The 25435-nt window shown below is 59.8% G+C and carries 17 protein-coding genes and 1 tRNA gene; 15 read left to right on the top strand and 3 right to left on the bottom strand.

Annotated elements, in window-relative coordinates; all coding sequences use genetic code 11:
• Positions 1–31: 31 nt before the first annotated feature.
• Positions 32–3394, bottom strand: a complete 3363-nt coding sequence (locus V3390_RS06530; RefSeq protein ID WP_425493045.1) for a methylmalonyl-CoA mutase family protein — start codon at positions 3392–3394, stop codon at positions 32–34.
• Positions 3395–3673: 279 nt separating this feature from the next.
• Between V3390_RS06530 and V3390_RS06525 the strand changes: the two genes are divergently transcribed.
• Together V3390_RS06525 and V3390_RS06520 are read left to right on the top strand one after the other, a co-directional pair.
• Positions 3674–4777, top strand: coding sequence for a Glu/Leu/Phe/Val dehydrogenase dimerization domain-containing protein (locus V3390_RS06525; protein WP_331703873.1), 1104 nt, complete (start codon positions 3674–3676; stop codon positions 4775–4777).
• A gap of 3 nt (positions 4778–4780) precedes the next feature.
• Positions 4781–5944 carry an isovaleryl-CoA dehydrogenase gene (locus V3390_RS06520; RefSeq protein ID WP_331703872.1) on the top strand — a complete coding sequence of 388 codons (1164 nt, stop codon included), beginning with the start codon at positions 4781–4783 and terminating at the stop codon, positions 5942–5944.
• Between the two features lie 73 nt (positions 5945–6017).
• Here V3390_RS06520 and V3390_RS06515 read toward each other — a convergent pair whose 3' ends face one another.
• Complete coding sequence (locus V3390_RS06515) at positions 6018–8804, bottom strand: S8 family serine peptidase (RefSeq protein WP_331703871.1); 2787 nt, start codon at positions 8802–8804, stop codon at positions 6018–6020.
• A gap of 223 nt (positions 8805–9027) precedes the next feature.
• Here V3390_RS06515 and V3390_RS06510 point away from each other — a divergent pair, with 223 nt between their 5' ends.
• The 5 genes from V3390_RS06510 to V3390_RS06490 all read left to right on the top strand — a co-directional run bounded on the left by V3390_RS06510 (position 9028) and on the right by V3390_RS06490 (position 13326).
• Positions 9028–10203 (top strand): thiolase family protein, encoded by a 1176-nt coding sequence (locus tag V3390_RS06510; RefSeq protein WP_331703870.1) that lies wholly within the window; start codon positions 9028–9030, stop codon positions 10201–10203.
• Positions 10204–10336: 133 nt separating this feature from the next.
• Positions 10337–10681, top strand: coding sequence for a hypothetical protein (locus V3390_RS06505; protein ID WP_331703869.1), 345 nt, complete (start codon positions 10337–10339; stop codon positions 10679–10681).
• A 213-nt stretch (positions 10682–10894) separates the two neighbouring features.
• Positions 10895–11233 (top strand): hypothetical protein, encoded by a 339-nt coding sequence (locus V3390_RS06500; protein WP_331703868.1) that lies wholly within the window; start codon positions 10895–10897, stop codon positions 11231–11233.
• Positions 11234–11300: 67 nt separating this feature from the next.
• A complete protein-coding gene (locus V3390_RS06495) occupies positions 11301–11615 on the top strand; it encodes a hypothetical protein (protein WP_331703867.1) in 315 nt (104 codons plus the stop codon).
• A 100-nt stretch (positions 11616–11715) separates the two neighbouring features.
• Positions 11716–13326 (top strand): carboxyl transferase domain-containing protein, encoded by a 1611-nt coding sequence (locus tag V3390_RS06490; RefSeq protein WP_331703866.1) that lies wholly within the window; start codon positions 11716–11718, stop codon positions 13324–13326.
• A gap of 41 nt (positions 13327–13367) precedes the next feature.
• Here the strand turns inward: V3390_RS06490 and V3390_RS06485 are convergent, their stop codons facing one another.
• Positions 13368–14699 carry a DEAD/DEAH box helicase gene (locus V3390_RS06485; protein ID WP_331703865.1) on the bottom strand — a complete coding sequence of 444 codons (1332 nt, stop codon included), beginning with the start codon at positions 14697–14699 and terminating at the stop codon, positions 13368–13370.
• A gap of 280 nt (positions 14700–14979) precedes the next feature.
• On the opposite strand from V3390_RS06485, the gene V3390_RS06480 reads away from it, so the two are divergent.
• The 8 genes from V3390_RS06480 to V3390_RS06445 all read left to right on the top strand — a co-directional run bounded on the left by V3390_RS06480 (position 14980) and on the right by V3390_RS06445 (position 25421).
• Positions 14980–15056: transfer RNA gene (locus V3390_RS06480), tRNA-Arg, on the top strand.
• Positions 15057–15073: 17 nt separating this feature from the next.
• A complete protein-coding gene (gene amaB / locus V3390_RS06475; protein ID WP_425493024.1) occupies positions 15074–16603 on the top strand; it encodes an L-piperidine-6-carboxylate dehydrogenase in 1530 nt (509 codons plus the stop codon).
• Positions 16603–17625: a quinone-dependent dihydroorotate dehydrogenase gene (locus V3390_RS06470; protein WP_331703863.1), complete on the top strand. Its 1023-nt coding sequence runs from the start codon at positions 16603–16605 to the stop codon at positions 17623–17625. Before amaB ends, V3390_RS06470 begins: the two co-directional genes overlap by 1 nt.
• Entirely contained in the window at positions 17622–18641 is a 1020-nt protein-coding gene (murB, locus tag V3390_RS06465; protein WP_331703862.1) for a UDP-N-acetylmuramate dehydrogenase, read from the top strand. Before V3390_RS06470 ends, murB begins: the two co-directional genes overlap by 4 nt.
• The gene (locus V3390_RS06460; protein ID WP_331703861.1) at positions 18638–19552 is read left to right on the top strand and encodes a DMT family transporter; all 915 of its coding nucleotides are present in this window, start codon (positions 18638–18640) and stop codon (positions 19550–19552) included. Before murB ends, V3390_RS06460 begins: the two co-directional genes overlap by 4 nt.
• 117 nt (positions 19553–19669) lie before the next feature.
• Entirely contained in the window at positions 19670–20884 is a 1215-nt protein-coding gene (locus V3390_RS06455; protein ID WP_331703859.1) for an efflux RND transporter periplasmic adaptor subunit, read from the top strand.
• Positions 20885–20899: 15 nt separating this feature from the next.
• Positions 20900–24046 carry an efflux RND transporter permease subunit gene (locus V3390_RS06450; protein ID WP_331703858.1) on the top strand — a complete coding sequence of 1049 codons (3147 nt, stop codon included), beginning with the start codon at positions 20900–20902 and terminating at the stop codon, positions 24044–24046.
• The gene (locus V3390_RS06445; protein ID WP_331703857.1) at positions 24039–25421 is read left to right on the top strand and encodes an efflux transporter outer membrane subunit; all 1383 of its coding nucleotides are present in this window, start codon (positions 24039–24041) and stop codon (positions 25419–25421) included. The genes V3390_RS06450 and V3390_RS06445 overlap by 8 nt, the downstream gene beginning before the upstream one ends.
• The last annotated feature ends 14 nt before the right edge of the window (positions 25422–25435 follow it).

The raw sequence follows: 25435 nt of genomic DNA, 5'->3' as shown, positions 1-25435 counted from the left end.
TGAGGTTAAACAGCCCACTCCCATCAATGAATTACATATTCCGGCGGTATTCGCCGCCAACCTCGTAGAGCGCATGCGAGATCTGACCCAGCGAGTGGGTCTTGACGGCTTCCATCAGCTGCTCGAACAGATTGCGGCGTTCCAGCGCAGTAATTTGCAGGAAGCGCAGACCGCCATCGGCCAGGCCGTTGCGGTTGGACTGGAAGCCGGCGACGTGTGCGATTTGCTGCTGCTTCTCTGAGTCGGTGGAACGGATCAGTTCGATCTCGGTGACGATGTCGCCACCGTGCTCCTTGGGCAGGAAGGTGTTGACGCCGACTAGCGGCAACGAACCGTCATGCTTTTTGTGCTCGTAGTACAGCGATTCTTCCTGAATCTTGCCGCGCTGATACATAGTATCCATTGCACCCAGAACGCCACCACGCTCGGAGATCGCATCGAACTCTTTGTAGACGGCCTCCTCGACCAGATCGGTGAGCTGGTCGACGATGAACGAGCCCTGCCAGGGGTTCTCGTTAAAGTTCAGACCCAACTCCTTGTTGATGATCATCTGGATGGCCACTGCGCGACGGACCGATTCCTCGGTCGGCGTGGTGATCGCCTCATCGTAGGCGTTGGTGTGCAGCGAATTGCAGTTGTCGAACAGTGCGTACAGCGCCTGCAACGTCGTGCGAATGTCGTTGAACTGGATCTCCTGCGCGTGCAACGAACGGCCGGATGTTTGGATGTGGTACTTCATCATCTGCGAACGTGCATCGGCGCCGTAACGCTCGCGCATGGCACGCGCCCAGATTCGGCGCGCGACGCGGCCGATCACCGTGTACTCCGGATCCATACCGTTACTGAAGAAGAACGACAGGTTCGGCGCAAAGTCATCAATCTTCATGCCGCGAGCCAGGTAGTACTCGACGATCGTGAAACCGTTCGACAACGTAAAGGCCAATTGCGAAATCGGGTTCGCGCCGGCTTCGGCAATGTGATAGCCGCTAATGGACACCGAGTAGAAATTGCGGACGCCCTTGTCCACAAAGAACTGCTGGATATCGCCCATCATGCGTAGCGCGAATTCCGTGCTGAAAATACAGGTGTTTTGCGCCTGATCTTCCTTGAGGATGTCGGCCTGCACCGTGCCGCGCACGGTCTTGAGCGTGCGTGCCTTGATTGCTGCATAGGTTTCGGCATCGACCAGCTGATCACCGCTGATGCCCAGCAAGCCCAAGCCCAAACCGTTGTTACCGGCCGGCAGCTCCCCGGAGTAACTCGGACGTTCACGGCCTTCGAACCATATATCGATCTTGCGTTGCGCATCGGCCCAACGTTGCTCGTCTTCGCGCAGATAGAGTTCGACTTGCTGATCCACGGCCGTGTTCATGAACATCGCCAGGATGATCGGCGCCGGACCGTTGATCGTCATCGACACCGACGTCGTCGGCTGGCATAGATCAAAGCCGCTGTAGAGCTTTTTCATGTCATCGAGCGAGGCGATGTTGACACCGCTGTTGCCGATCTTGCCGAAAATGTCGGGACGGATGGCCGGGTCTTCGCCATACAGAGTCACGCTATCGAACGCGGTCGACAGACGCGCAGCCGGCAACCCTGCACTCAGATAGTGGAAGCGGCGGTTGGTGCGCTCGGGGGTGCCCTCACCCGCAAACATGCGGATGGGATCCTCACCGGTGCGACGGTACGGGTACACACCACCGGTGTACGGGTACGCGCCCGGCAGATTTTCCTTTTGCAGGAAATACAGCAGCTCGCCCCAGTCCTTGAAATGCGGCACCGCGATCTTAGGAATCTTGCTATGCGACAGCGACTCGCGATAGTTGTCCACGCGGATGAGCTTGTCGCGGACCTTGTATTCGTTGTACTCGGAGGTCACCGATTCGACACGGCCCGGCCACTCGCGCAGCAGCTGCCAGGCTTCCTTGTCGAGTGAGGTCACTGCATCGTTATAGCGTTGGCGCAACAGGGCCATCGTGCGATCGACATCGCCACCCGCATGCAGCTGATCGGCCGGATACAGATCGAGCGCACGCGGCAGCTGCGGATCATCGAGATGTTGTAGGGATTCGTGATACGACTGCGCACGGCTGGCAACATCGCGCTGCGATTCAATGCGACGGTTGATGCCGCGGCCCTGCTCGGCAATCTCTGCCAGATAACGCACGCGGCTGCCCGGAATCAGTACGGTGGCCTTGGGTTCCTTGAGCTCGGTGTTGATTGCCGGTTTGAAATCACAATGTGCAGTGGTGAACGGCGGTGCGCCGTCGGCGGTCAACTTGTCCTGCAGCAGGCGGCACAGATTAGCGAACATCCAGCTCAGGCCGGGATCGTTGAACTGCGAAGCGATGCTCGGATAGACCGGAACGTCTTCGTCTTTGATGTTGAAGGCGACACGGTTGCGTTTCCACTGCTTGCGAATATCGCGCAAGGCATCCTCGGCGCCGCGCTTGTCGAACTTGTTGAGTACGACCAGCTCGGCAAAATCGAGCATGTCGATTTTTTCCAGCTGACTCGGCGCGCCGAAATCACTGGTCATGACATACATGGGGAAATCGACCAGATCGACGATCTCGCTGTCGCTCTGACCGATACCGGCCGTCTCGACGATCACCAGATCAAAGCCCAGCCCCTTGAGGGCGCCGATGCAGTCGACCAGCACTGTGTTGGTTGCCGAATGTTGACGACGGGTTGCCATCGAACGCATAAAGACGCGCTTGGAGCGCAGAGAGTTCATGCGGATGCGGTCGCCGAGCAATGCACCACCGGTGCGACGACGCGTCGGGTCCACGGAGATTACGGCAATGCGCATTTCCGGGAATGCCGCCAGGAAGCGGTTTAACAGTTCGTCGGTGACGCTGGACTTACCTGCACCACCGGTACCGGTAATCCCGATCACCGGCGTCTTGCCACCGGCCAGCGACCATTCTTTACGCAACTTGCTCAGCGTGGCATCGTCAAGAGTGCCTTCCTCGATGGTAGACAGCAGTTTGCCGATGCTGAGTTCATCATCAATGCTGGCACGTGCTGTTGCATCCGTACCGACACGACCATCGGCTGCGCGCTCGACCACGTCCTCGATCATCTGCACCAGACCCATGTGCATGCCATCGTTCGGGTGATAGATACGCTCGACGCCGTAGTCCTGCAGTTCGCGGATTTCCTCGGGCGTGATGGTGCCGCCACCGCCGCCGAAGATCTTGATGTGACCTGCACCGTTTTCGCGCAGCATGTCGACCATGTACTTGAAGTACTCGACGTGACCGCCCTGATAGCTGCTCAGCGCAATACCGTCGGCGTCCTCCTGCAGAGCTGCACGGACCACGTCCTCGACGCTCCGGTTGTGACCGAGGTGAATGACTTCCGCGCCTTGAGCCTGGATCAGACGGCGCATGATGTTGATCGCTGCATCGTGCCCGTCGAATAGGCTGGCGGCTGTCACAAAGCGCAGCGGCGTGGATTCGACTTGGGTCTCGGGGGCTTGGATCTGGCTATTCACGGGACGAACGGACTCGGGTCGGGATAACTTTTTATTGTAGCGGATGGCTCCACCGCGCCCTCCATACGCCCATCCATTGTTGCGGTGCGGCAGTCTCGAGGTGGGGCTTTCCTTGGCGGATGCGGGTAAAATGGGCGTTCTTTGTCACCCGAAAGCGCGTTGCGCGGAGAGATCATGATCTTTGAAACGCTGGACACCACCGGTCACGAGCAGGTTGTCTTTTGCCACAACAAGGATGCCGGCTTAAAGGCGATCATTGCCATCCATAGCACCGTGCTGGGTCCGGCACTGGGCGGTACACGCATGTGGCCCTACCAGTCCGAAGCCGAAGCGCTCAATGACGTCCTGCGTCTGAGCCGCGGTATGACGTACAAGAATGCAGTTGCCGGTTTGAATATCGGTGGCGGTAAGGCCGTGATCATCGGCGATCCCGCCAAGGACAAGTCCGAAGCCCTGTTCCGCGCATTCGGTCAGTTCGTTGATAGCCTGGGCGGCCGTTACATCACCGCCGAAGACGTTGGCATTGATGTCAACGACATGGAATACGTCTATCAGGAAACCGAATACGTCACCGGCGTGCACCAAGTGCACGGCGGTTCGGGTGATCCCTCGCCGTTCACTGCTTACGGCACGCTGCAAGGCCTGATGGCGACCTTAAACCGCAAGTACGGCGATGAAGAAGTCGGCAAGTACAAGTACGCCGTTCAAGGTCTAGGCCACGTCGGCATGGAATACGTCAAGCTCCTCAAGGAACGCGGCGCCAAGATCTGGGTGACGGATATCAATCAGGCTCTGGTTGATAAAGCCGTTGACGAATACGGTGCCGAGGCTGTCAGTCTCGACGAAATTTACGATGTGCCCGCCGATGTGTACTCGCCCTGCGCGCTGGGCGGCACGGTCAATGAACTGACTCTGCCCCGCCTCAAGGCCAAGGTCATCTGCGGCGCTGCCAACAATCAGCTGTCCAACAATGCCATCGGCAAGGAACTGGAAGAGCGCGGCATTCTGTATGCACCCGATTACGCGGTCAACGCCGGCGGTGTCATGAACGTGGCACTGGAACTCGAAGGCTACAACCGCGAACGTGCAATGCGCATGATGCGTACGATTTACCACAACCTCACCCGCATCTATGAAATTGCGGATCGCGACGGCATCCCGACTTACGCCGCTGCCGACCGTCTGGGTGATGAGCGCATTGCCGCCATCGGTAAGCTCAAGCTGCCGCAACGCGTTGGTGAAGCTCGCTTCAAGGGCCGTATCCGCGGAGGTCACTAAACCATGCGGAGCTTTCCTCTAGGCGAAGACATCGACGCCCTGCGCGAAGCGGTTCGCCGCTTTGCCGATGCCGAGATTGCACCGCGCGCCGGTGCCATTGATGAAGCCAACGAGTTCCCGCAGGATCTGTGGCCGAAACTCGGTGAAATGGGCCTGCTCGGCATGACCATCCCCGCCGAATACGGCGGCAGCGAAATGGGTTATCTCGCGCACCTGGTCGCTATGGAAGAAATCTCCCGCGCCTCGGGCTCGGTCGGTCTGTCCTACGGTGCGCACTCGAACCTTTGCGTCAATAATCTGGCCGCCAACGGCACGCCGGAGCAGTGTGCCAAGTACTTGCCCAAGCTCTGCACGGGTGAACACAAGGGCGCACTGGCGATGAGTGAGCCGGGCGCGGGTTCCGACGTCGTCGGCTCGATGTCCTGCCGTGCCGAGTTCAATGCCGAACGCCAGGTCTGGATTGCCAACGGCAACAAGATGTGGATCACCAACGGCCCCGAAGCCGACGTACTCATCGTGTACATGCGCACTGCAGGTCGTGAGGCCGGCTCCAAGTGCATGACGGCGTTCATCGTCGAACGTGGCATGGCGGGCTTTTCCACGGCGCAAAAACTCGACAAGTTCGGCATGCGCGGCTCCAACACCTGCGAACTGGTGTTCGAAAACTGCGAAATCCCGGCCGCCAATGTACTCGGCGAGGTCAATCAGGGCGTCAAAGTACTGATGTCCGGTCTCAACACCGAACGTCTGGTCCTGTCCGGCGGTCCGCTGGGCCTGATGCAAAAGGCCATGGACATTGCCCTGCCTTATGTCCGCGAGCGCAAGCAATTCGATGCGGCCATTGGCACCTTCGGTCTGATGCAAGGCAAGATTGCCGATATGTATACGCGTATGCAGTCCTCTCGCGCGTTCGCATATCAGGTCGCACGCGATTACGACGCCGGTTACAAATCGCGCGTGGATGCGGCCTCGTGCTTGCTGCATGCATCGGAATCGGCCGTACAGGTCACGCTCGAAGCGATCCAGGCACTTGGCGGCAACGGCTATATCAACGAGTTCGACACCGGTCGTCTGCTGCGTGATGCCAAGCTCTACGAGATCGGCGCCGGCACCAACGAAATCCGCCGCATGCTGATCGGTCGCGAGTTGTTCAACGGCAATAGCTGACCGCTGCTAATCGCGAGACGCAACGAAAAAAGGAGCCGGCATGCCGGCTCCTTTTTTACAGCAACGCCTGCGATCAGAAGCCGCGGCGATACGACACTGCCGCCTGCTTGTACGGCGCGCCCTGCTCGCGACGGCCATCGAACGTGAGCGAGAAACCGCGATGACTGAGACCACCACCCAGCACTTGTGCGGACGGTGCCAGCGAATAGCCCATGATCGGCGAGGCCAAATCAAAGCCGGTAAACGAGGCCATGCGATCCACGCCGGACGACGACAGCAGGCGCTGATGTTCTGCATAGCCGAACAGCGACCAGTCGTTGTCTGCGCCCCAACGTGAGGACAGACGCAAGCCCATCATGGCGTGCGTGGCCGCCATGCGGCTGCCGGGAGCTTGCAGGCCAAAGCCCAAGGCACCCTGCTCGGCAAAGCTACCACGCGTCAGGGAGAGCTGCTGGATGCCTGCATACGGCGTCAGATAGCTCGATGTCTCGCCGAGCTGCCAACGCTTGCCTAACTGTGCAGATGAACGGTGGTAGCGGTCGGTGAGACCGTTGGCCACTTCGAACCCGTAATCGCCGAGTGCGACCAGACGATTGCCGGTCTGATCAAGTTGACCCATGCCAACGGTGCCGGACAGGAACCAGTCACCGGGCAGCGACCACAGACCGTACAGCGAGGCATCGACGTTGCGTGAGCGCGAACGGTCGGTGCGCATGGTGCTGAAGGCTGAGCCGCGTTCCTCGGCCAAGGCGACACCCAGCAGCCCCTTAGCGCCAAGGCGCCAGTCCTGTCCCAAACGCCAGCCATTGCTGTTTAAGCCCATGCCGCTCATCGCGGACAAGGTACCGCCGCCGCGAGAACTCCAGCTACCGGTACGCGCCGAAGTGTCCGTCAGCGCATCGAGACGGCGATCCAGACGACGTTGCGAGCCATCAATGGCCATGCGTACAAACGCGAGATCGGAGGTCAGCAGTTCGCCGTTGAGTGAGGCCAGCGAAAACTCGGCCGCACTGTTGCTGCTCACGCGTTGGATGGCGCCGCCACCGGACACGAAACCGCTGCCGGGCACCGTGCCACCGTCCATGCCATCAAAGGTGCCCTGCACGCGATCGCCGCCTGCTACGGCCGCCGGAGTGAAGCCAAGTGCCTGCGCCGTTGCCGACACGCTCAAGGAGGTAATGTTCAGAAACGCGTTGTTCGGATCGTACGAGAGCGCACCTTGCAGGAACACGCCCGGCGATTGCGTTAGTGCGCCGAATTGGCCGGTCAGACCGCCCTTGGCATTGACCACGGTTTCCTGCGATTTGCTGGTGTAACCCGTGACTTTGCCGGCTACGTTGAGAGTGCCTGCGAGCGTGGCACGGCCTTCGACCATTAAAGGGGCGCCGATCAGATACGACAACATGGCATTGGAGGTTTGCGAATAATCGCCCCCGACGCGATGGCCACCGGCGCCAAGCAGGTTGAGCGTGGACGTATTGACCAGACTGCCGCCGACACCGTTGTTATGTAAAGACAGAGAACCGGCGTTGATTTGCGTGAGACCGGTGTAGGTGTTGGTGCCCGTCAGGTTCAGTACGCCCGTGCCGTTCTTGGTCAAGCCGCCGGCGCCACTCAAGTCATTGGCAAATGTTGCCGTCACCGAGTTGTTGGCAGTGAACGTACCGAAGTCCAGGCGCGATGGCCCTTTGATCGCTTTACCGACATCGAGCAAGCCGTTACCGAACACGGCATCAATACCGGCTGCACCAAGATCACGCGCCGTGCCCAAAATGGTTTGCCGTACCTGATCATTGCTGAACCAAGGAAATGCCTGCCAGACCAGCGCCGCCGCACCCGATACCTGCGGCGCTGCCAGCGAGGTCCCGCTATAGCGCCAGTACTGCGGTGCGTTGTACGGATCGTCTTTGCCCGGCACGACCACATCGCCAGGTGCCACTAAGCAATAACGCATCGCCACACCGCAGGCATTGGAGTACGACGCCAGCGAAGGATCAGCCAGTACCTGCTCCTTGGTCATGTAGGTATCGGTGCCCGCCACCTTACCTGAAGCAAGCGCCGCCACAGCCAGCCAGCCGCGCTCCAGATCGGCGGCGGGCATGCTGCCATCGGGGCCTGGCTTACTGGGTAATGAGGACATGTCGGTCGGCGTCGCACGGCTTTCGTTACCCGTTGCAAACACCACCATCCCGTCATTGTTGATGATGAAGCGGCGATACTCGGACGCAATCGGCGCGGTCGCATTCAAGTTGGTCCAGTACAAACCGCCCCATGAGTTATTCATGATGCGAGACCCACGCGCGATGAGATCGTCGTGAATCGAAGCGAGCCCTAATGCGCCGCTGACCTCGTTGCCTTGGCCCGAACCGTCGTCGGTCGGTCGCTCGTCCTGGATAATGCGAGCCGACACGATGTTGGAGCCGGTGGCCACACCACCCGGCCAGTTGCCCCACGGCAAGCCCGCCATGCTCAAGGACACCGCGGTACCGTGTCCGACCTTGTCGTCTACGCTCAGATCATTGCTGCTGCTGATGTAGTTGAGGTTGGCAATGACACGCGGATACAAGGCCGGATTGTTCCGGGTGACACCGGAGTCAACGACCCCGATCGTCACACCAGCGCCGGTATAACCTGCTGCGCGAGCGGCGGCGACGTTGGTCACGTCGTAGGCGACTGCCAGCACGGGATTTACAGTACCGACGACAGGCGCCGGAACGGTCGGCGTCGTGGTTGGCGGCGGATTGATGATGACGTTGCCGCCACCTCCACCACCGCCGCCGCAGGCTGACAATGCAGCCGCGAGCGCCGAGACCAGAGTCAGGCGGCCGACAGTACGACGGGACGGATTACGAAATTTCATGACATGCACCTGCAAACGGGGGACCCAACCGCGCATCTCGGCGTCGGTCACACTTCCTTTGTAATGCAATCGCCATGCTCCTGACAACTAAGCCTGCTTAGCTGTGTATCCGACCGTGTATTTGCGCCGATTCCACGCGGGGCGCATAATCGAAAGTCTCTGCCGGCCGCGCAAATTGCGCCGGTTTGGCCTTCTTTTTTATTCAGATTTCGGAGTTGTTTCCATGACGCAAGTTGTGATCGTTGGCGCTAAACGTACGGCTATTGGCTCGTTCCTCGGTCAGTTCACCGGGGTGCCAACTCCGGTTCTGGGTGCCACTGCAATGCGTGCCGCTCTCGAATCCGCATGTGTCAGCGCCGATCAGGTGGACGAGGTGATCATGGGCTGCGTGCTGCCCGCCGGTCTGGGCCAAGCACCTGCGCGTCAGGCGGCCCTGGGCGCTGAGATTCCCACTTCGGCCGGCTGCACCACCATCAACAAGGTCTGCGGCTCCGGCATGAAGGCCGTAATGCTCGGCACCGATCTGATCAAGGCCGGTTCGGCCAAGGTCGTCGTCGCCGGTGGTATGGAGTCCATGACCAACGCACCGCATCTGCTCAACAACTCCCGCACCGGCACCCGTTACGGCAATGCCACCATGCTCGATCACATGGCATGGGATGGCCTAACCAACCCCTACGATGGCAATGCCATGGGTGTGTTCGGTGATGCCACCTGCAAGGACTACAGCCTGTCGCGCGAAGAGCTGGACGCTTACAGCGCCCGTAGCGTGGAGCGTGCGCAGGCCGCCATCGCCCAAGATGCGTTTACGGCTGAAATTGCAGCCGTAACGGTCAGCGGCCGTAAGGGCGATGTGGTGGTCGCAACCGACGAGGAGCCCGGCAAGATTGATACGTCCAAGATCCCTTCGCTGCGCGCCGCGTTCGATAAAGATGGTGTGCTCACTGCAGCCTCTTCATCCAAGATCTCCGATGGCGCTGCGGCGCTCGTGCTGATGGGTTCCGACACTGCTGCTGAACTCGGTGCCAAGCCGCTGGCTAATGTGGTTGCGCACGCCACGCACTCGCAAGAGCCTGCGCAATTCACCACGGCGCCGATCAATGCCATCCGCAAGGTGCTCGACAAGGCCGGCTGGACTGTCGAATCGGTCGACTTGTTCGAGATCAACGAAGCGTTTAGCTGTGTCAGCATGGCGGCCATCAAGGACCTGGGTCTGGACACGGAAAAGGTCAACGTCAACGGCGGTGCCGTGGCCCTCGGACACCCGATTGGAGCCAGCGGTGCCCGACTGCTGGTGACCTTGGTGCATGCACTGCAAGCGCGTGGTCTAAAGCGCGGTATCGCGTCACTGTGCATCGGCGGTGGCGAGGCAACAGCGGTCGCAGTCGAATTAGTGTGACCCGCCGCACAGAACGACGGCAGTTTTTTTAAAATTTTACATAAATATAGCTTGACAGTAATTTTGCTGTTGTCATCATTAACAACGGTACGCAATTGTGCGTGTCTTTTTTGTATTTGACGAGGAAAACACAATGACTTTGAACAAGGCTCTGCTGGCTATGGCCCTGGGTTTGGCCCTGGCTGCTTGCTCGAACCAAGAACAAGCCAACGACGCCGCTGCTGACGCTTCGGCCGCTGCTGCTGAAGCTTCGACCGCTGCTGACGCCGCTGCTGCTGCCGGCGCTGCCGGTGCTGACGCTGCTGCTCAAGCCGCTGACGCCGCTGCTCAAGCCGCTGACGCTGCTGCAACCTCGGCTACCGACGCTGCTGCCGCTCCGACTGCCGGCGCTGCTGACGCTGCTGCCGACGCTGCTGACCAAGCTGCTGCCTCGGCTGAACAAGCCAAGGACGCTGCTGAAGAAGCCGCTAAGAAGTAATCAGCGGGCTTCGGCCCTCTAATCACTTCTGTTTGGCTTTAAGTCAAGCAATAAAGACCATCGCTTCGGCGGTGGTCTTTTTTTATTCGCATTTGCACAAAACATTCAGACGGCGTGATAAATTGGTGTCACCAGGAGTTAATGGGGACCACCAAGCGCGACTGGCTTTCAACATTGTTTTTTCTTCGTAATTTTTCTAGAGAATCCAAACTCATGAACGCAAAGCTCGCTATCGCTGCTCTGGCCGCCGCTCTGGCTCTGGCCGCCTGCTCCAACAAGGCCGAAGATTCGGCTGCCAACGCTGCTGACTCGGCTGCTGCCGCTGCCTCGGCCGCTACCGACGCTGCTGCTGCAGCTACCGATTCGGCCACCACCGCTGCTGCTGCCGCCGGTGACGCCGCTGCCGCTACCGTTGACGCCGCTGCAACTGTCACCACCGACGCTGCCGCTGCTGCCGCAGGTGCTGCTGACGCCGCCGCTGATTCGGCTGCCGCTTCGGCTGCTGACGCTGCTGCCGCTGCCGACAAGGCCGCTGAAGAAGCCAAGAAGTAATTTCCTCGGCCCTGTTGTGCTCCGCACTTCAGGGCTTTTTTTTCTCTAATTTTCAAGGACGTTCACAATGAACATCAAACTGATCGCCGCGGCTCTGACCGTTGCCGTTGCCCTGACCGCTTGCAACAAGTCGGCTGAAACCCAAGCTTCGGAAGAAGCTGCCAAGTCGCAAATCGCTGACGCCGCCCAAGCTACCGGCGACGTGATCGAAAACAACGCCGCTGACGCAGCTGCTACCACCGCTGCTGCCGCTGACCAAGCTGTCGCTGCTACGCAAGCTGCTGCTGCCGACGCCACTGCTGCCGCTAAGGACGCAACGGCTGACGCTGCTCAAGCAACTCAAGAAGCCGCCGCTGAAGTCGAAGCCGAAGCTAAGAAGTAATCTTCGCGCGGTTTGTAATCTGAGAAACCCGCCCTTAAGGGCGGGTTTTTCTGTTTTGTGCTATTTTTAAGGCACTTTTTTAATCAGCGGCCTCTAACTCATGCCCGTACTGCATTCGTCACTTGATCTCCGCGGCGCCGACTTTGCCGAAAACTCGGACTATCATCGCGGACTAGTGGCGGAACTGCGTGAGCGCATGGAGCGCGTTGCATTGGGGGGCGGAGACAAAGCACGCGCCAAGCATACGGAGCGCGGCAAGTTGCTGGTGCGTGATCGCATCAATGCCCTGCTCGATCCGGGATCTCCGTTCCTGGAGATTGCGCCGCTCGCGGCCGAGGGCATGTACGATGGCGCAGCTCCCGGCGCCGGTGTCGTCACCGGTATCGGTCGTGTTAACGGTCTCGAGGTGATGATTGTCGCCAACGATGCGACGATCAAGGGCGGCACGTATTTCCCCATGACGGTGAAAAAGCATCTGCGCGCGCAAGCCATTGCCGATGAGAATCGCCTGCCCTGCATTTATCTGGTCGATTCCGGCGGTGCCTTCCTGCCATTGCAGGACGAGGTGTTCCCGGACCGCGAACACTTCGGTCGTATTTTCTACAACCAGGCGCGTCTGTCAGCGCAGAACATTCCGCAAGTGGCGGTGGTGATGGGTTCTTCGACTGCGGGTGGTGCCTATGTGCCGGCCATGTGCGATGAGTCCATCATCGTCAAAGAGCAAGGCACGATCTTTCTCGGCGGTCCGCCGTTGGTCAAGGCCGCAACCGGTGAAGTCGTCAACGCCGAAGACTTGGGCGGTGCTGACGTGCACACGTCGGTGTCCGGTGTCGCGGATCACTTCGCGCAGGATGATCACCATGCGCTGCAGATTGCCCGTGACGTTGTAGCGACCTTTAACCGCCGGCGGCAGGTGCCGGTGGTCAAGCGCGAGTCGGTCGAACCGCTGTATCCCGCTGAGGAGCTGTACGGCATTGTGCCCAAGGACACCCGCAAGCCGTTTGATGCGCGCGAAGTGATTGCACGCATTGTCGACGGCTCGGAATTCCAGGAATTTAAAGCACGCTACGGCAAGACACTGATTACCGGCTTTGCGCATCTTCATGGCTATCCGGTCGGCATCATTGCCAATAACGGCATTCTGTTCGGTGAGAGCGCACTCAAGGGCGCGCATTTTATCGAGCTGTGCAATCAGCGCGGCATTCCGCTGGTGTTCCTGCAGAACATCACCGGCTTTATGGTCGGTCGCAAGTATGAAAACGCCGGCATCGCCAAAGATGGCGCCAAGATGGTGACGGCAGTGGCCTGCTCGGTAGTACCCAAATTCACTGTTGTGATCGGTGGCTCGTTCGGCGCCGGCAACTACGCGATGTGCGGCCGGGCTTACGGTGGGCGTTTCCTGTGGATGTGGCCGAATGCGCGCATCTCGGTGATGGGCGGCGAACAGGCTTCGTCGGTGCTGGCTACGGTTAAGCGCGACGCCATCGAGGCGCGCGGCGGCACCTGGTCGGCCGAAGACGAAGAGACATTCAGGGCACCAGTGCGCGCGCAGTACGAAGATCAGGGCAACCCGTACTACGCGTCTGCACGTCTGTGGGACGACGGCATCATTGATCCCGCCGATACGCGTCGTGTGCTGGGTCTGGGCTTGGCGGCTGCAATGAATGCGCCGATTCCGCCAAAGACGGACTTCGGCGTGTTCCGCATGTAAGACTGCGAGCGCGGCATGCCGCGCTCGGTCTACTTACTGTTTCAGGATTTGCTGAAGCCGCTGCCGGAACCGCGACGATTCCTGCTGCCGGTATTGCCGCCGCCCTTGCGCGGCTGCGCAGTGTGACCTTGCGGCTTGCGTTGCTTGCCGGCAGTGGCGTGCTTTGGACGTGCAGCGCGGCCTTGGCGTTGCGGCTGCTTAGGAATCGGAGCATTCAACTGGACCGGACGCGAGGGTTCAAAGCCCGGCACGATTTCCATTTCCACCGGTGCCTTCAGCACTTCCTGGATCTGACGCAGCAGACCGCCCTCTTCCGGCGCGAGCAGCGACAGCGCTTCGCCGGTGGAGCCATTGCGGCCGGTACGACCGATGCGATGGACGTAATCTTCGGCCACGGTCGGCAGATCGTAATTGATCACCAGCGGCAGGTTCGGAATATCAAGACCGCGGGCTGCCACATCGGTAGCAACCAGCAGGCGAACCTTGCCGGCCTTGAATTCGTTCAGTGCCTTTTGGCGCTGAGCCTGCGACTTGTTGCCGTGGATGGCGAGTGCCGGCAGGCCGGCTTCTTCGAGGTATTCGGCAAGACGGTTGCAGCCATGCTTGGTCTTGGCAAACACGATGGCCTGATCCTTAAAGCGACGTGCCAGCAGTTCAACCAGCAGGTCGCGCTTTTGCGCGGCATTGACCGGATGGGCCTTGTGCGCAATCGTTTCAGCGATCGTGTTCTGCGCCGCCACCTGCACCTGCACCGGATCAATCATGAATTCCAGTGCTAATTGCTTGATGCGCGTTTCAAACGTGGCCGAGAACAGCAGCGTCTGACGCGACTTGCGGATGCGACCAAGCACGCGCTTCATCGAAGGCAGGAAGCCCATGTCAAGCATGCGATCGGCTTCGTCGAGGACGACGATGCGCACTTCGCCAAGTTGGGCCGTGCCACGTTCCATGTGATCAATGAGGCGACCCGGCGTAGCGACCAGCACATCAACACCGCGACGCAGTGCTTGCTCCTGCGGGATCATGCCGGCACCACCGAACAGAACGGCCATGCGTAGCTTGGTGTGCTTGGCATAGGTCATCAGGTTGTCGTGGACTTGCACGGCGAGTTCGCGCGTCGGCACCAGGATCAGTACCTGCGGCTTGCGGTTACGTTGGGTCAGGTCAACCGACTCGAGCAGGCGGTGCAGGACAGGCAAACCGAATGCAGCGGTCTTGCCGGTACCGGTCTGGGCGCCGCCCATCACATCGCGGCCCTGCAGAACCAAAGGAATGGCCTGGGCTTGGATTGGTGTAGGGACGGTAAAGCCGTTCTCTGCGAGCGATTGCAGCAAAGCGGGCGCCAGTTCGAGCGCCGAAAAATCAGTATTCAAGATCTATCTCCATATCTAGCGTGTTGAGCCCATCACCACAACCGGGATGGCGGTGGTGAAATCAAACGAAAGGCTCGAGGGGCGCTGAATTGGTAAGAATCAAGCTACTGAACAGTAGAAACGGGACCAGAAGATGCTGGCTCAGCGCGGTAACCGACCATTGTACACGGTTTTGCTCGGCTGTGCTGCTTACTGTTTTGGTTGCAGTGAAAGTGAGTAGCCGGCATTGCCTTCGTGCGACTTAGCTGTAAACGCGATTTGTTAAACTAGCGAGCTATATGGCCCCGTAGCTCAGCTGGATAGAGCGGCCCCCTCCTAAGGGGCAGGTCGGACGTTCGAATCGTCTCGGGGTCGCCATTAATCGGAGAGAGTTGATGCATCCTGTACTGCAAGCCCTGAACTTGAACGCCACGGAATCGGGCACTTATTTGGGCAAGGGCGAATGGTCCTCCGTCTCCGATGCCGGCGTGCTGGAACCGGTCAACCCGACCACCGGTGAGGTACTGGCCCGCGTGCATTCGAGCTCGCAGGCGGATTACGACACCATCATGGAACGCGCCACGGAAGCCTTTAAGGTCTGGCGTAAGATCCCAGCCCCGCGTCGCGGTGAAGCCGTGCGTCTGTGCGCCGAAGCATTGCGCGCAAACAAGGATGCACTGGGCTCGCTGGTTGCTCTGGAAATGGGCAAGTCCAAGCCGGAAGGCGACGGCGAAGTGCAGGAAATGATCGACATCGGCGATTTTGCCGTCGGCCTGTCGCGTCAGCTGTACGGCCTGACCATGCATTCCGAACGTCCCGGTCACCGCATGTACGAACAGTGGCATCCGTTGGGTATCGTCGGCGTGATCAGCGCCTTTAACTTCCCGGTTGCCGTGTGGGCGTGGAATGCCTTCCTGGCTGCTGCGTGCGGCAACATCACCATCTGGAAGCCCTCGCCCAAGACCCCGCTATCGGCGATCGCTGCGACCCGCATCTGCAACGATGCCCTGCGCGATGCCGGTTTCCCCGACATTTTCTTCCTGTTTAACGATGCCGGCACCGATTTGGCGCAATCCTTTGTAGATGACAAGCGCGTGGCGCTGGTCTCGTTCACGGGTTCGACCAAGGTGGGCCGCATGGTCGGTGAGCGCGTCGCTCGTCGCATGGGGCGTTCGCTGCTCGAACTGGGCGGCAACAACGCGATCATCGTTGATCCGTCGGCCGATCTGAAGCTGGCGATTCCTGCCATCGTGTTCGGCGCGGTCGGTACTGCCGGCCAACGTTGCACCACTACGCGACGTCTGTTCGTGCACGACTCGATCTATGACGATGTGCTGGCCAAACTGATCACCGCTTACCGGCAGGTCGAAGGCAAGATCGGCGATCCGACCGATCCGGCCAACCTGATGGGTCCGCTGAATTCGCGCGACGGCGTCGATGCATTCCTGGATACCATTGAACGGGCGAAGGCTGCCGGCGGCAAGGTCGAAACCGGCGGTGCCGCACGCGAGGGCAAGGGCAACTTCGTATTGCCGACCATCATCACGGGTCTGGATAACAAGGCCGATGTCGTACAGATGGAAACCTTTGCACCGATTCTGTACGTGATGCGCTATACCGAACTCGAAGATGCTATCGCCAAGCAGAACGATGTGCCCCAAGGTCTGTCGTCGGCCATCTTTACCACCAACCTCAAGAATGCCGAGCAGTTCCTGGCGGCCTGGGGTTCGGACTGCGGTATCGCCAACGTCAACATCGGCACCTCGGGTGCGGAAATCGGCGGCGCCTTCGGCGGTGAAAAGGAAACGGGTGGCGGTCGCGAATCGGGTTCCGATGCATGGCGCACCTACATGCGTCGTCAAACCAACACCATCAATTACTCTGACTCCTTGCCGCTGGCTCAAGGCATCAAGTTCGATCTGTAATGTACGCGTTGCTGCGCCCGCTGCTGTTTGCGATGGATGCCGAGCGGGCCCATCACCGCACGCTGCAATTCATGGAGGCCGGCTATCGCGCCGGCCTCTCGCGTTTGATGGTGCCGCGCGCGCCCGATCTGCCAACCACCCTGGCCGGACTGCCCCTGCGCCACCCGGTTGGTCTTGCCGCCGGTCTCGACAAGAACGGCGAATACATTGACGCCCTCTTCGCTCTGGGTTTTTCCTTTGTCGAAGTGGGCACGGTCACTCCACGTCCCCAGGCCGGCAACCCCAAACCGCGACTGTTCCGCCTGAAAGACGAGATGGCGGTGATTAATCGCTTTGGTTTCAATAATGACGGCGTGGATGCGCTCGTTCGTAACGTAGAGCGTGCGCGCAACCGCACGGGCCAGCTGGGCATCAATATCGGCAAGAACAAGGACACCGATAATGAGCGCGCAGCCGATGATTATCTGCATTGCCTTGAACGTGTCCATGCACATGCCGACTACGTGACCGTCAATATCTCGTCACCCAACACGGTGGGCCTGCGTGCACTGCAGGAACAGGATGCGCTCAAGGAGCTGCTGTCTCGCCTGCGTGATATGCAGTTGCGACTCAACACGTCTCGCCGCGTCCCGATGTTCGTCAAGATCGCACCCGATCTTAATGACTCGGACCTCGACTCGATTGCGCAAGTGCTCGCCGCCGATGTGGTCGATGGCGTGATCGCCACCAACACCACGATCGATCGACCCCTGCCCGACTCCGAGCCACTGCGCAACGAGGCCGGCGGTTTGTCCGGTGCCCCCCTGCTACCCAAGGCCAATGCGACGCTACAGGCATTGCTGAGCCGTATCGGCGATCAACTACCTGTGATCGGCGTTGGCGGCATTACGCAAGGTGAGCACGCCGCACAGAAAATGCAAATGGGCGCACAGGCCGTGCAACTGTACAGCGGACTGGTGTACCGTGGACCGGAACTGATTGCTGAAAGTGTCCATGCCATCGCCGGAGCCCGCACCGCATGAGTGCCATTGAACGCCTAGAAGATGTCGAGCTGCGTCAGCTCAACACCATGGGTATTGCGGCGCGCGCTGCCGAACTGTTTGAGGTTCGGGATCCCGTTGCGGTGCCCGCACTGTGGGCACGCTTTGATACCGCGCCGTTGGTAGTCGGCAGCGGCTCCAATATCGTATTGGCCGCCGACCCCAGGATGCCGCTGGTTCGCTTTCGCAATGCCGACATCGAACTGATCAGTGATGACGGGGATCGCGTGCAATGGCGCGTCGGCGCCGGCAAGATCTGGCACGAGCTCGTCATGGACAGCGTGGCGCAAGGCCTGTTCGGGCTCGAGAATCTGGCCTACATCCCGGGCACCGTTGGTGCCTGCCCGATTCAGAACATCGGCGCGTACGGTGTCGAGGTCAACAGTGCCATCGAATCCGTGCACGCGTTTGAGCCGCGGACCGGCGAGTGGTATCACCTGAGCAATGCGGATTGCGAGTTTGCATATCGGGACTCGTTGTTCAAGCAGGATCTGAGTCGCTTTGTTATTACCGATGTGACTTTCAATCTGTATCGCCGCGGCGAGCCGCGGTTGGATTACGCCGGCTTGCGCGATGCCCTGCCAGATGCAGCGACTCTTACTCCGACTCCGCAGCAGATTGCCGATGCAGTAGTTGCCATCCGCAAAGCCAAACTCCCCGACCCGACGGTGTTGGGTAATGCGGGCAGCTTCTTTAAGAATCCGATCGTGCCGCTTCAGGTGGCCGATGCACTGGTCGCGCAATATCCGCAAATGCCTGTATTTCGCGGTTCCAGTGATGCGACCCGCAAGCTCAGCGCAGCATGGCTAATTGATCAGTCCGGCTGGAAGGGCCATCGCGATGGCGATGCCGGTGTCGCACCCGGCCATGCACTGGTGCTGGTGAACTACGGCAATGCCAGCGGGGCCGACATCATGAACTTGGCTCAGCGCATTATGGACAGCGTGGAGCAGCGCTTTGGCATTCGTATCGAACCCGAGCCTCGCGTCGTCTCATGAGCGATGCACCCAAACCGGATCTGAGCAAGGCGGCCGGGCTCATGGTCGCCTCGGCGATGTGCTTTGCACTGATGACAATTGCGGTGCGTCTGGTCTCGCAATCGCTACCGGTCCTGGAGACGGCCTTCTGGCGTAATCTTGCCGGCTTTCTGGTGGCGATTCCGTTTGTGCTGCGGGTTCACCGTCAGGTTCCGCGCACCTCGCAGCTTGGCAAGTACTTTATCCGGTGCGCTGTCGGCATCCTCTCGATGTACTGCATCTTCTGGTCCATCGCGCACTTGCCCTTAGCGCAAGCGGTTTCGATATCGTACTCTTCGGCCCTGTTCGTTACGATTGCGGCCGCCCTATTCCTTGGCGAAGTGGTTCGCATCCGCCGCTGGATGGCGGTGATCGCGGGCTTTATCGGTGTGCTGATTCTGGTCAGGCCGTTCTCTCATGCGTTCGAGATCGGCGCTTTGGTTGCCGTGATGGCCGCACTGCTCAACGCCGCGGTTTCGATTCAACTCAAGCAGCTGACTAAGATCGACGATCCCTACACCGTGGTGTTCTACACCTACTTGTTCTGGGTTGGCATGTCGCTGTGGCCGGCACTGCCCGAATGGCAATGGCCAAGCGGTGTCACCTGGCTCCAGATCGCGGCGCTTGGACTGTTCGGCACGGGCGGTCAATTGCTGTGGACTCGCGCAATGCAATTAGGCGAAGTCTCGGCCTTGTCTCCCATCAGCTTCCTGCAGTTGCCGTTGGTGACCTTGTTCGGCTGGATGTGGTTCGCAGAACAGGTCGATGGCTACACCCTGCTCGGTGCCGCCATCATTCTTGGCGCAAACGCCTACATTGCCCATCGCGAAGCCACCTTGGCCCGCCAGGCGCGTTCGGACAAACCCTCGCAGTCCGTGACACCGGTCACCTGAATACGTGCCCGATGGCGGATTCGGGTAAGTCCACCCCTGTCTTGTAGCACACGATACGCCACCGTTCGCTGGTAAACTGGTAAACTGGTAGCTTCGATTCTGGAGCCGGAAATCCACATGCGTACGCATACTTCCATCCGTCCGGCAGCTCTGGCACTTGCCTTGGTTGCTGTCCTGTCCGTCACTGCATGCAAGGATAAGGATGCTGCCGCTGCCGCAGGCGCAGGCGCAGGCCAAATGCCTCCCGCTGCTGTCACCGTCGTCACCATTCAAAGCGGCCGACAGGTTATTGAGTCCGAGCTGCCAGGTCGCGTTGTCGCATCCCAAATGTCCGAAGTGCGCCCGCAGGTCTCCGGCATTATCCAACGCCGCCTGTTTACCGAAGGCGGATATGTTCGCGCCGGCCAAGCGCTGTATCAGCTCGATGATTCGCAGTACCGCGCCGACACGGCCTCTGCTCGAGCACAACTCGCCGCTGCCGAAGCCACGGCCGCCTCGGCACAATCCACCGCCGCGCGTGCCGCGCAGCTGGTCAAGATGGATGCCATCAGCAAGCAGGAAAATGACAACGCCCAAGCTGCCTACAATCAGGCCGTTGCTGCCGTCCGTGCGCAACAGGCGATCTTGAGTGGCTCACAGGTGCAGTTGGGCCGCGCCCGCATCACGGCACCGATCTCCGGCGTGATTGGCGCCTCGTCCGTCACTGCAGGGGCCCTAGTTACTGCCGGCCAAGCCACCGTACTGGCAACCATTCAATCGCTCGATCCGGTCTATATTGACGTGACGCAGAGCAGCTCGGAATACTTGCGCACCCGCAAAGCCATCGCCGATGGACAGGGCCATACGGCCAGTTCGGTGCCGGTCAAGATTGTGCTCGAAGATGGCAGCGAATATCCGCAGGCCGGTCGTCTGGCCTTCAGTTCGACTCTGGTGGATCCGAGTACCGGTAGCTACACCACCCGCATCGTAGTGCCGAATCCGAACAACCTGCTGCTGCCGGGTATGTATGTCCGTGCCATCGTCGGTTCGTCCGAGCGTGACAATGCCATCGTCGTTCCGCAAATGGCAGTCTCGCGTGATGCCAAGGGCGGCACTTCAGTCATGGTGGTTGGCAAGGACAATAAGGTCGAGTCGCGTCCGATCGTCGTCTCGAGCTCCATGGACAATGGCTGGTTGGTTGAAAGCGGCCTCAAAGATGGCGATCGCGTGATCATGGAAGGCCAGCAAAAAGTGCAGCCCGGCGCCACGGTCAATGCCCGTCCCTACGTCGCAAAGGCACCGGTGCAACCTCGCGCCGATAAGCCGGCTGCCGCCGCGCCGGCAGCGCACTGACCGGAGCCTGACCTAATGTCTAAATTCTTTATTGAGCGCCCCATCCTGGCATGGGTGATTGCGCTCATTATCCTGCTGGTCGGCACCCTGTCCGTGCTGCGCCTGCCAATCTCCATGTACCCCAATGTGGCGCCGCCCACAGTCAGCGTCAATGCAGTTTACCCGGGCGCTTCCGCCAAGGTGGTTGAGGACTCGGTGGTCCAGATCATCGAGCAAAACCTCAAAGGCCTCGACGGTTTGCTGTATTTCAACTCCGCATCCACGTCCAGCGGTTCCGCCAGTCTGAACCTGACCTTCAAGACCGGTACCAATCCGGACACGGCTCAAGTCCAGGTCCAGAACAAACTGCAGAGCGTCACACCGCTGCTGCCGCAGGAAGTGCAACGCCAAGGTATCTCGGTGACAAAATCCGGCGACAGCTTCCTGATGGTGCTGGCGTTCTACTCCGAAGACGGTTCGATGAACCCAACGGACATCGGTGACTATCTGGCCGCGTCAGTGGTCGATCAGCTGGCTCGCGTGCCGGGCGTAGGTAACGTGCAGCTGTTCGGCGCCAAGTACGCTATGCGGATCTGGTTGGACCCTAACAAACTCGATACCTTCCAACTCTCGCCGTCCGAAGTGGCTGTAGCTGTAAGAGCGCAGAATGCACAAATTGCTCTGGGCCAACTGGGTGAAACTCCGGCGGTACAGGGCACGCAGATCTACGCACCGATCACGGCGCAGGACCGTCTACAGACTCCCGAGCAGTTCCGTAACATCATTGTCCGCAGCGGCAACGACGGTTCGATTCTGCGTCTGGGCGATGTGGCCCGCATCGAACTCGGCGCCGAAAGCTACGGTTTCGTCTCACGCTACAACGGCAAGAACGCATCGGGTATCGCGATCAATCTGGCTACGGGTGCTAACGCACTCGACACGGCCGAAGGCGTCAACGCCGCCATCGCTCAGCTTCAGCCGCACTTCCCGAAAGGTCTGAAAACCGAAGTCGCATTTGACACCACCCCGTTCGTTAAGGTCTCGATCAAGAACGTGATTAAGACCCTGCTCGAAGCCATCGTGCTGGTGTTCTTCGTGATGTATCTGTTCATGCAGAACTTCCGCGCCACGCTGATCCCGACGATTGCGATTCCTGTCGTTCTGATGGGTACATTCGGTGTGCTGCTGGCACTTGGGTTCACCATCAACATGCTGACCATGTTCGCCATGGTTCTCGCGATCGGCCTGCTGGTCGACGATGCCATCGTGGTGGTGGAAAACGTCGAGCGACTGATGACCGACGAGGGCCTCTCGCCACTGGAGGCAACCCGCAAGTCCATGCATCAGATCACCGGTGCACTGGTCGGTATCGGTATCGTCCTGTCGGCAGTGTTCGTGCCCATGGCCTTTATGGATGGCTCGACCGGCATCATCTATCGTCAGTTCTCGGCCACGATTGTGTCGGCCATGGCTCTGTCGGTGCTGATCGCCATCGTGCTGACGCCTGCCCTGTGCGCCAACATTCTGCTGCCCGTTAAAAAGGGCGAGCATCACGGCCACGGCAAGTTCTTTACTTGGTTCAATAACAAGTTCGACCAGACGAACAAGAAATACCAGACGCTGGTCGCGCGCATTCTGCGTTTCCCGGGTCGCTACCTGGCGATCTACGCCGCACTGGTGCTCGCCATGGTGGTGCTGTTCGTGCGCTTGCCCAGCTCCTTCCTCCCCGACGAAGATCAGGGCATGCTGTTTGGCATGATCACGGCGCCACCGGGTGCTACGCAGGAGCGCACCTTGCACGCGCTTACAGAGGTCGAGGACTTCTTCCTGGAAAAGGAATCCGGAACCGTACGATCGCTGTTCACGGTGCAGGGCTTCAGCTTTATGGGTTCCGGCCAGAACAACGGTATGGCCTTCGTGCGACTTAAGGATTGGAGTGAACGGCACGGTAAGGACAACAGCGCCCAGGGCGTTGCCATGCGCGGCATGATGAGCCTGATGGGCACCGTCACCGATGCACAAGCTTACGTGATGGCCCCGCCGGCGATGCCGGAGCTGGGCACGTCGTCCGGCTTTGAGTTCTATCTCAAGGACAACAACGGTTCCGGCCATGCCAAATTGCTCGAAGCTCGTAACATGCTGCTGGGCATGGCGATGCAGAACAAAAAGCTAACCGGTGTACGACCGAGCAGTTCCGAAGATGCGCCAACCCTGCGGGTGGATATTGATCCGCAACGTGTGGGCGCGCTCAATCTGACGATGGATCAGATCAACGCAACACTGAGTACTGCCTGGGGTGGTGCTTATCTCGATGACTTTATTGATCGCGGTCGGGTTAAGCGCGTCTACATGCAGGCCGATGCACCGTTCCGCATGTCGCCGGATAACTTTGCCCTCTGGAAGGTCAAGAACAACCTGGGGCAAATGGTTCCCTTCTCTGCCTTCGCCACGACGCGCTGGGAGTTCGGCCCGCAAGGTCTGGACCGTTTTAACGGTGTCGGCGCCATGGGTATTCAAGGCCAGGGTGCGCCGGGTGTTTCGTCAGGTGACGCGATGGCCGAAATTGAGGCCATGGCAACCAAGTTGCCGCAAGGCTTTACGGTGGACTGGACGGGCCTGTCGTATCAGGAACGTCAAGCCGGTTCGCAAACTACCATGCTGTACATCCTGTCGCTGCTGATCGTGTTCCTCTGCCTGGCGGCGCTGTATGAAAGCTGGGCCGTGCCGACTGCGGTGCTGCTGGTTGCTCCGCTCGGTATTCTCGGCGCTGCCTTGGGCAACACAATGTTTGGCATGAGCCGCGACGTGTACTTCCAGGTGGCGATGCTGACCACCGTTGGCCTGACCTCCAAGAATGCCATTCTGATCGTGGAATTCGCCAAGACGTACTACGAGGAAGGCATGGAACTGATTGAAGCGACGCTTCACGCAATTCGTGACCGCCTGCGTCCGATCCTGATGACGTCCATGGCGTTTGGTCTGGGCGTACTGCCTCTGGCAATGGCATCCGGTGCGGGTTCGGGTGCGCAGCGCGCCATCGGCACCGGGGTGCTCGGCGGCATGATCGTCGGTACGTTCCTGGGTATTTTCTTTGTGCCGCTGTTCTTTGTGGTCATTGAGAAACTGATCAATGCACGCAAACCTCATCCCGCTGGCAAGACGCAGGAGACCCCCAATGCGTAAGTCCTTATCACTCGCAGTGGCGCTGAGTCTGTCCCTGACGGCCTGCGCCGGCTTGGCGCCTCAACGCCAAGCCCCGCCGGCTACCGGTGAGGCCACTGTACAAGCTGTGGTTCCGTCCTCGTTCGCGGCGGTTCCCGGTGACAATGCAGTGATCGGCCTGGCCGCTGATCTGCCGTGGTCCACCTACTTCGCGGACCCGCAGCTGCGCGATCTCATTGATCGCGCTCTGCGCAACAACCGCGATCTGCGCATGGCGGTCATCAACGTCGAGAAGGCGCGTGCCCAAGTCCGCATCGCCCGTTCGCCGTTGGTGCCTTCGGTCAATGTGGGTTCACAGGCTTCGATCGGCCCCGGTGATGACACCTATCAGACCGGTGCCAATGCCGCTTACGAGCTCGATTTGTTCGGCAAGTTGCGGAACCAGTCGGCTGCAGCGCAGGAGTCGCTGCTGTCGCAGGAGCAGAATGCACGTTCCGCCAAGTCAGCCTTGGTATCGCAAATCGCACAACTGTACCTGACCACGCTCGCAGACCGCGCCCAGCTGGCACTGGCGACTTCAACGCTTAAGGCCAATCAGGGCACCTTGGATCTGGTGGACAAGCGTCATACGGTCGGGGTGGCCAGCGGTCTGGAGCTGGCGCAGGCGCGCTCGCAAGTCGAATCTGCGCGTAACTCGCAGGCGCAATATCGCGGCCAGGTCGAGCAAGATGAAAACCTACTGACATTGCTCGTCGGCGAACCGGTGGCGGCCGACTCGATTCAAGGCGGCTGGAGCAGCAACCTGGTGGTGGCCCCGCCGATTCCGGCCGGTTTATCGTCTACTGCGCTGCTGCGTCGTCCTGACATCATGGCAGCCGAGTACGGCTTGCGCGCTGCGCATGCCAATGTCGCGGCGGCTCGTGCTGCGTTCTTCCCGAGCATTTCGCTGACCGGTAGCGCCGGTGTGGGTGGGACGGAGCTGAGCGATCTGGTGTCCGGCAAGTTCCTATGGAACTTTGTTCCGCAAATCTCGCTGCCGATCTTCAACGGCGGTGCGCTGCAAGGCCAATATGCCGTGTCCAAGGCCGACCAGGACCTGGCGCTGGCCAGCTACGAAAAGGCGATTCAATCGGGCTTCCGCGAAGTGGCTGACGGTCTCGACCTGCTCCGTACGCAAGAGCAGCAAGTATCAGCGCAAACCAATCTCGTTCGTGCTGTTGCGCGTACGCATGAGCTAACTAACATCCGCTATCGCCACGGTTACGATGGCTATCTCAGCGTGCTCGATGCCCAGCGTTCGCTGTATCAGGCGCAAAGCGCTTTGATCTCCACGCAGCTGCTGGCGCAGATCAATCGCATCAAGCTGTATCAGGCACTCGGCGGCGGATCGCTGTAATCCCGCAGCCACGT

The organism is Aquilutibacter rugosus, from assembly GCF_036541335.1.
Classification (GTDB): Bacteria; Pseudomonadota; Gammaproteobacteria; order Xanthomonadales; family Xanthomonadaceae; genus Aquilutibacter; species Aquilutibacter rugosus.
This window is presented reverse-complemented; position numbering and strand designations above follow the sequence as displayed.

Excerpts from the sequence above, each read along its gene's own strand:
- V3390_RS06530 (WP_425493045.1), bottom strand. The coding sequence starts at position 3,394 with ATGCGCCGTCTGATCCAGGCTCAAGGCGCGGAAGTCATTCACCTCGGT.
- V3390_RS06525 (WP_331703873.1), top strand. The coding sequence starts at position 3,674 with ATGATCTTTGAAACGCTGGACACCACCGGTCACGAGCAGGTTGTCTTT.
- V3390_RS06520 (WP_331703872.1), top strand. The coding sequence starts at position 4,781 with ATGCGGAGCTTTCCTCTAGGCGAAGACATCGACGCCCTGCGCGAAGCG.
- V3390_RS06515 (WP_331703871.1), bottom strand. The coding sequence starts at position 8,804 with ATGAAATTTCGTAATCCGTCCCGTCGTACTGTCGGCCGCCTGACTCTG.
- V3390_RS06510 (WP_331703870.1), top strand. The coding sequence starts at position 9,028 with ATGACGCAAGTTGTGATCGTTGGCGCTAAACGTACGGCTATTGGCTCG.
- V3390_RS06505 (WP_331703869.1), top strand. The coding sequence starts at position 10,337 with ATGACTTTGAACAAGGCTCTGCTGGCTATGGCCCTGGGTTTGGCCCTG.
- V3390_RS06500 (WP_331703868.1), top strand. The coding sequence starts at position 10,895 with ATGAACGCAAAGCTCGCTATCGCTGCTCTGGCCGCCGCTCTGGCTCTG.
- V3390_RS06495 (WP_331703867.1), top strand. The coding sequence starts at position 11,301 with ATGAACATCAAACTGATCGCCGCGGCTCTGACCGTTGCCGTTGCCCTG.
- V3390_RS06490 (WP_331703866.1), top strand. The coding sequence starts at position 11,716 with ATGCCCGTACTGCATTCGTCACTTGATCTCCGCGGCGCCGACTTTGCC.
- amaB (WP_425493024.1), top strand. The coding sequence starts at position 15,074 with ATGCATCCTGTACTGCAAGCCCTGAACTTGAACGCCACGGAATCGGGC.
- V3390_RS06470 (WP_331703863.1), top strand. The coding sequence starts at position 16,603 with ATGTACGCGTTGCTGCGCCCGCTGCTGTTTGCGATGGATGCCGAGCGG.
- murB (WP_331703862.1), top strand. The coding sequence starts at position 17,622 with ATGAGTGCCATTGAACGCCTAGAAGATGTCGAGCTGCGTCAGCTCAAC.
- V3390_RS06460 (WP_331703861.1), top strand. The coding sequence starts at position 18,638 with ATGAGCGATGCACCCAAACCGGATCTGAGCAAGGCGGCCGGGCTCATG.
- V3390_RS06455 (WP_331703859.1), top strand. The coding sequence starts at position 19,670 with ATGCGTACGCATACTTCCATCCGTCCGGCAGCTCTGGCACTTGCCTTG.
- V3390_RS06450 (WP_331703858.1), top strand. The coding sequence starts at position 20,900 with ATGTCTAAATTCTTTATTGAGCGCCCCATCCTGGCATGGGTGATTGCG.
- V3390_RS06445 (WP_331703857.1), top strand. The coding sequence starts at position 24,039 with ATGCGTAAGTCCTTATCACTCGCAGTGGCGCTGAGTCTGTCCCTGACG.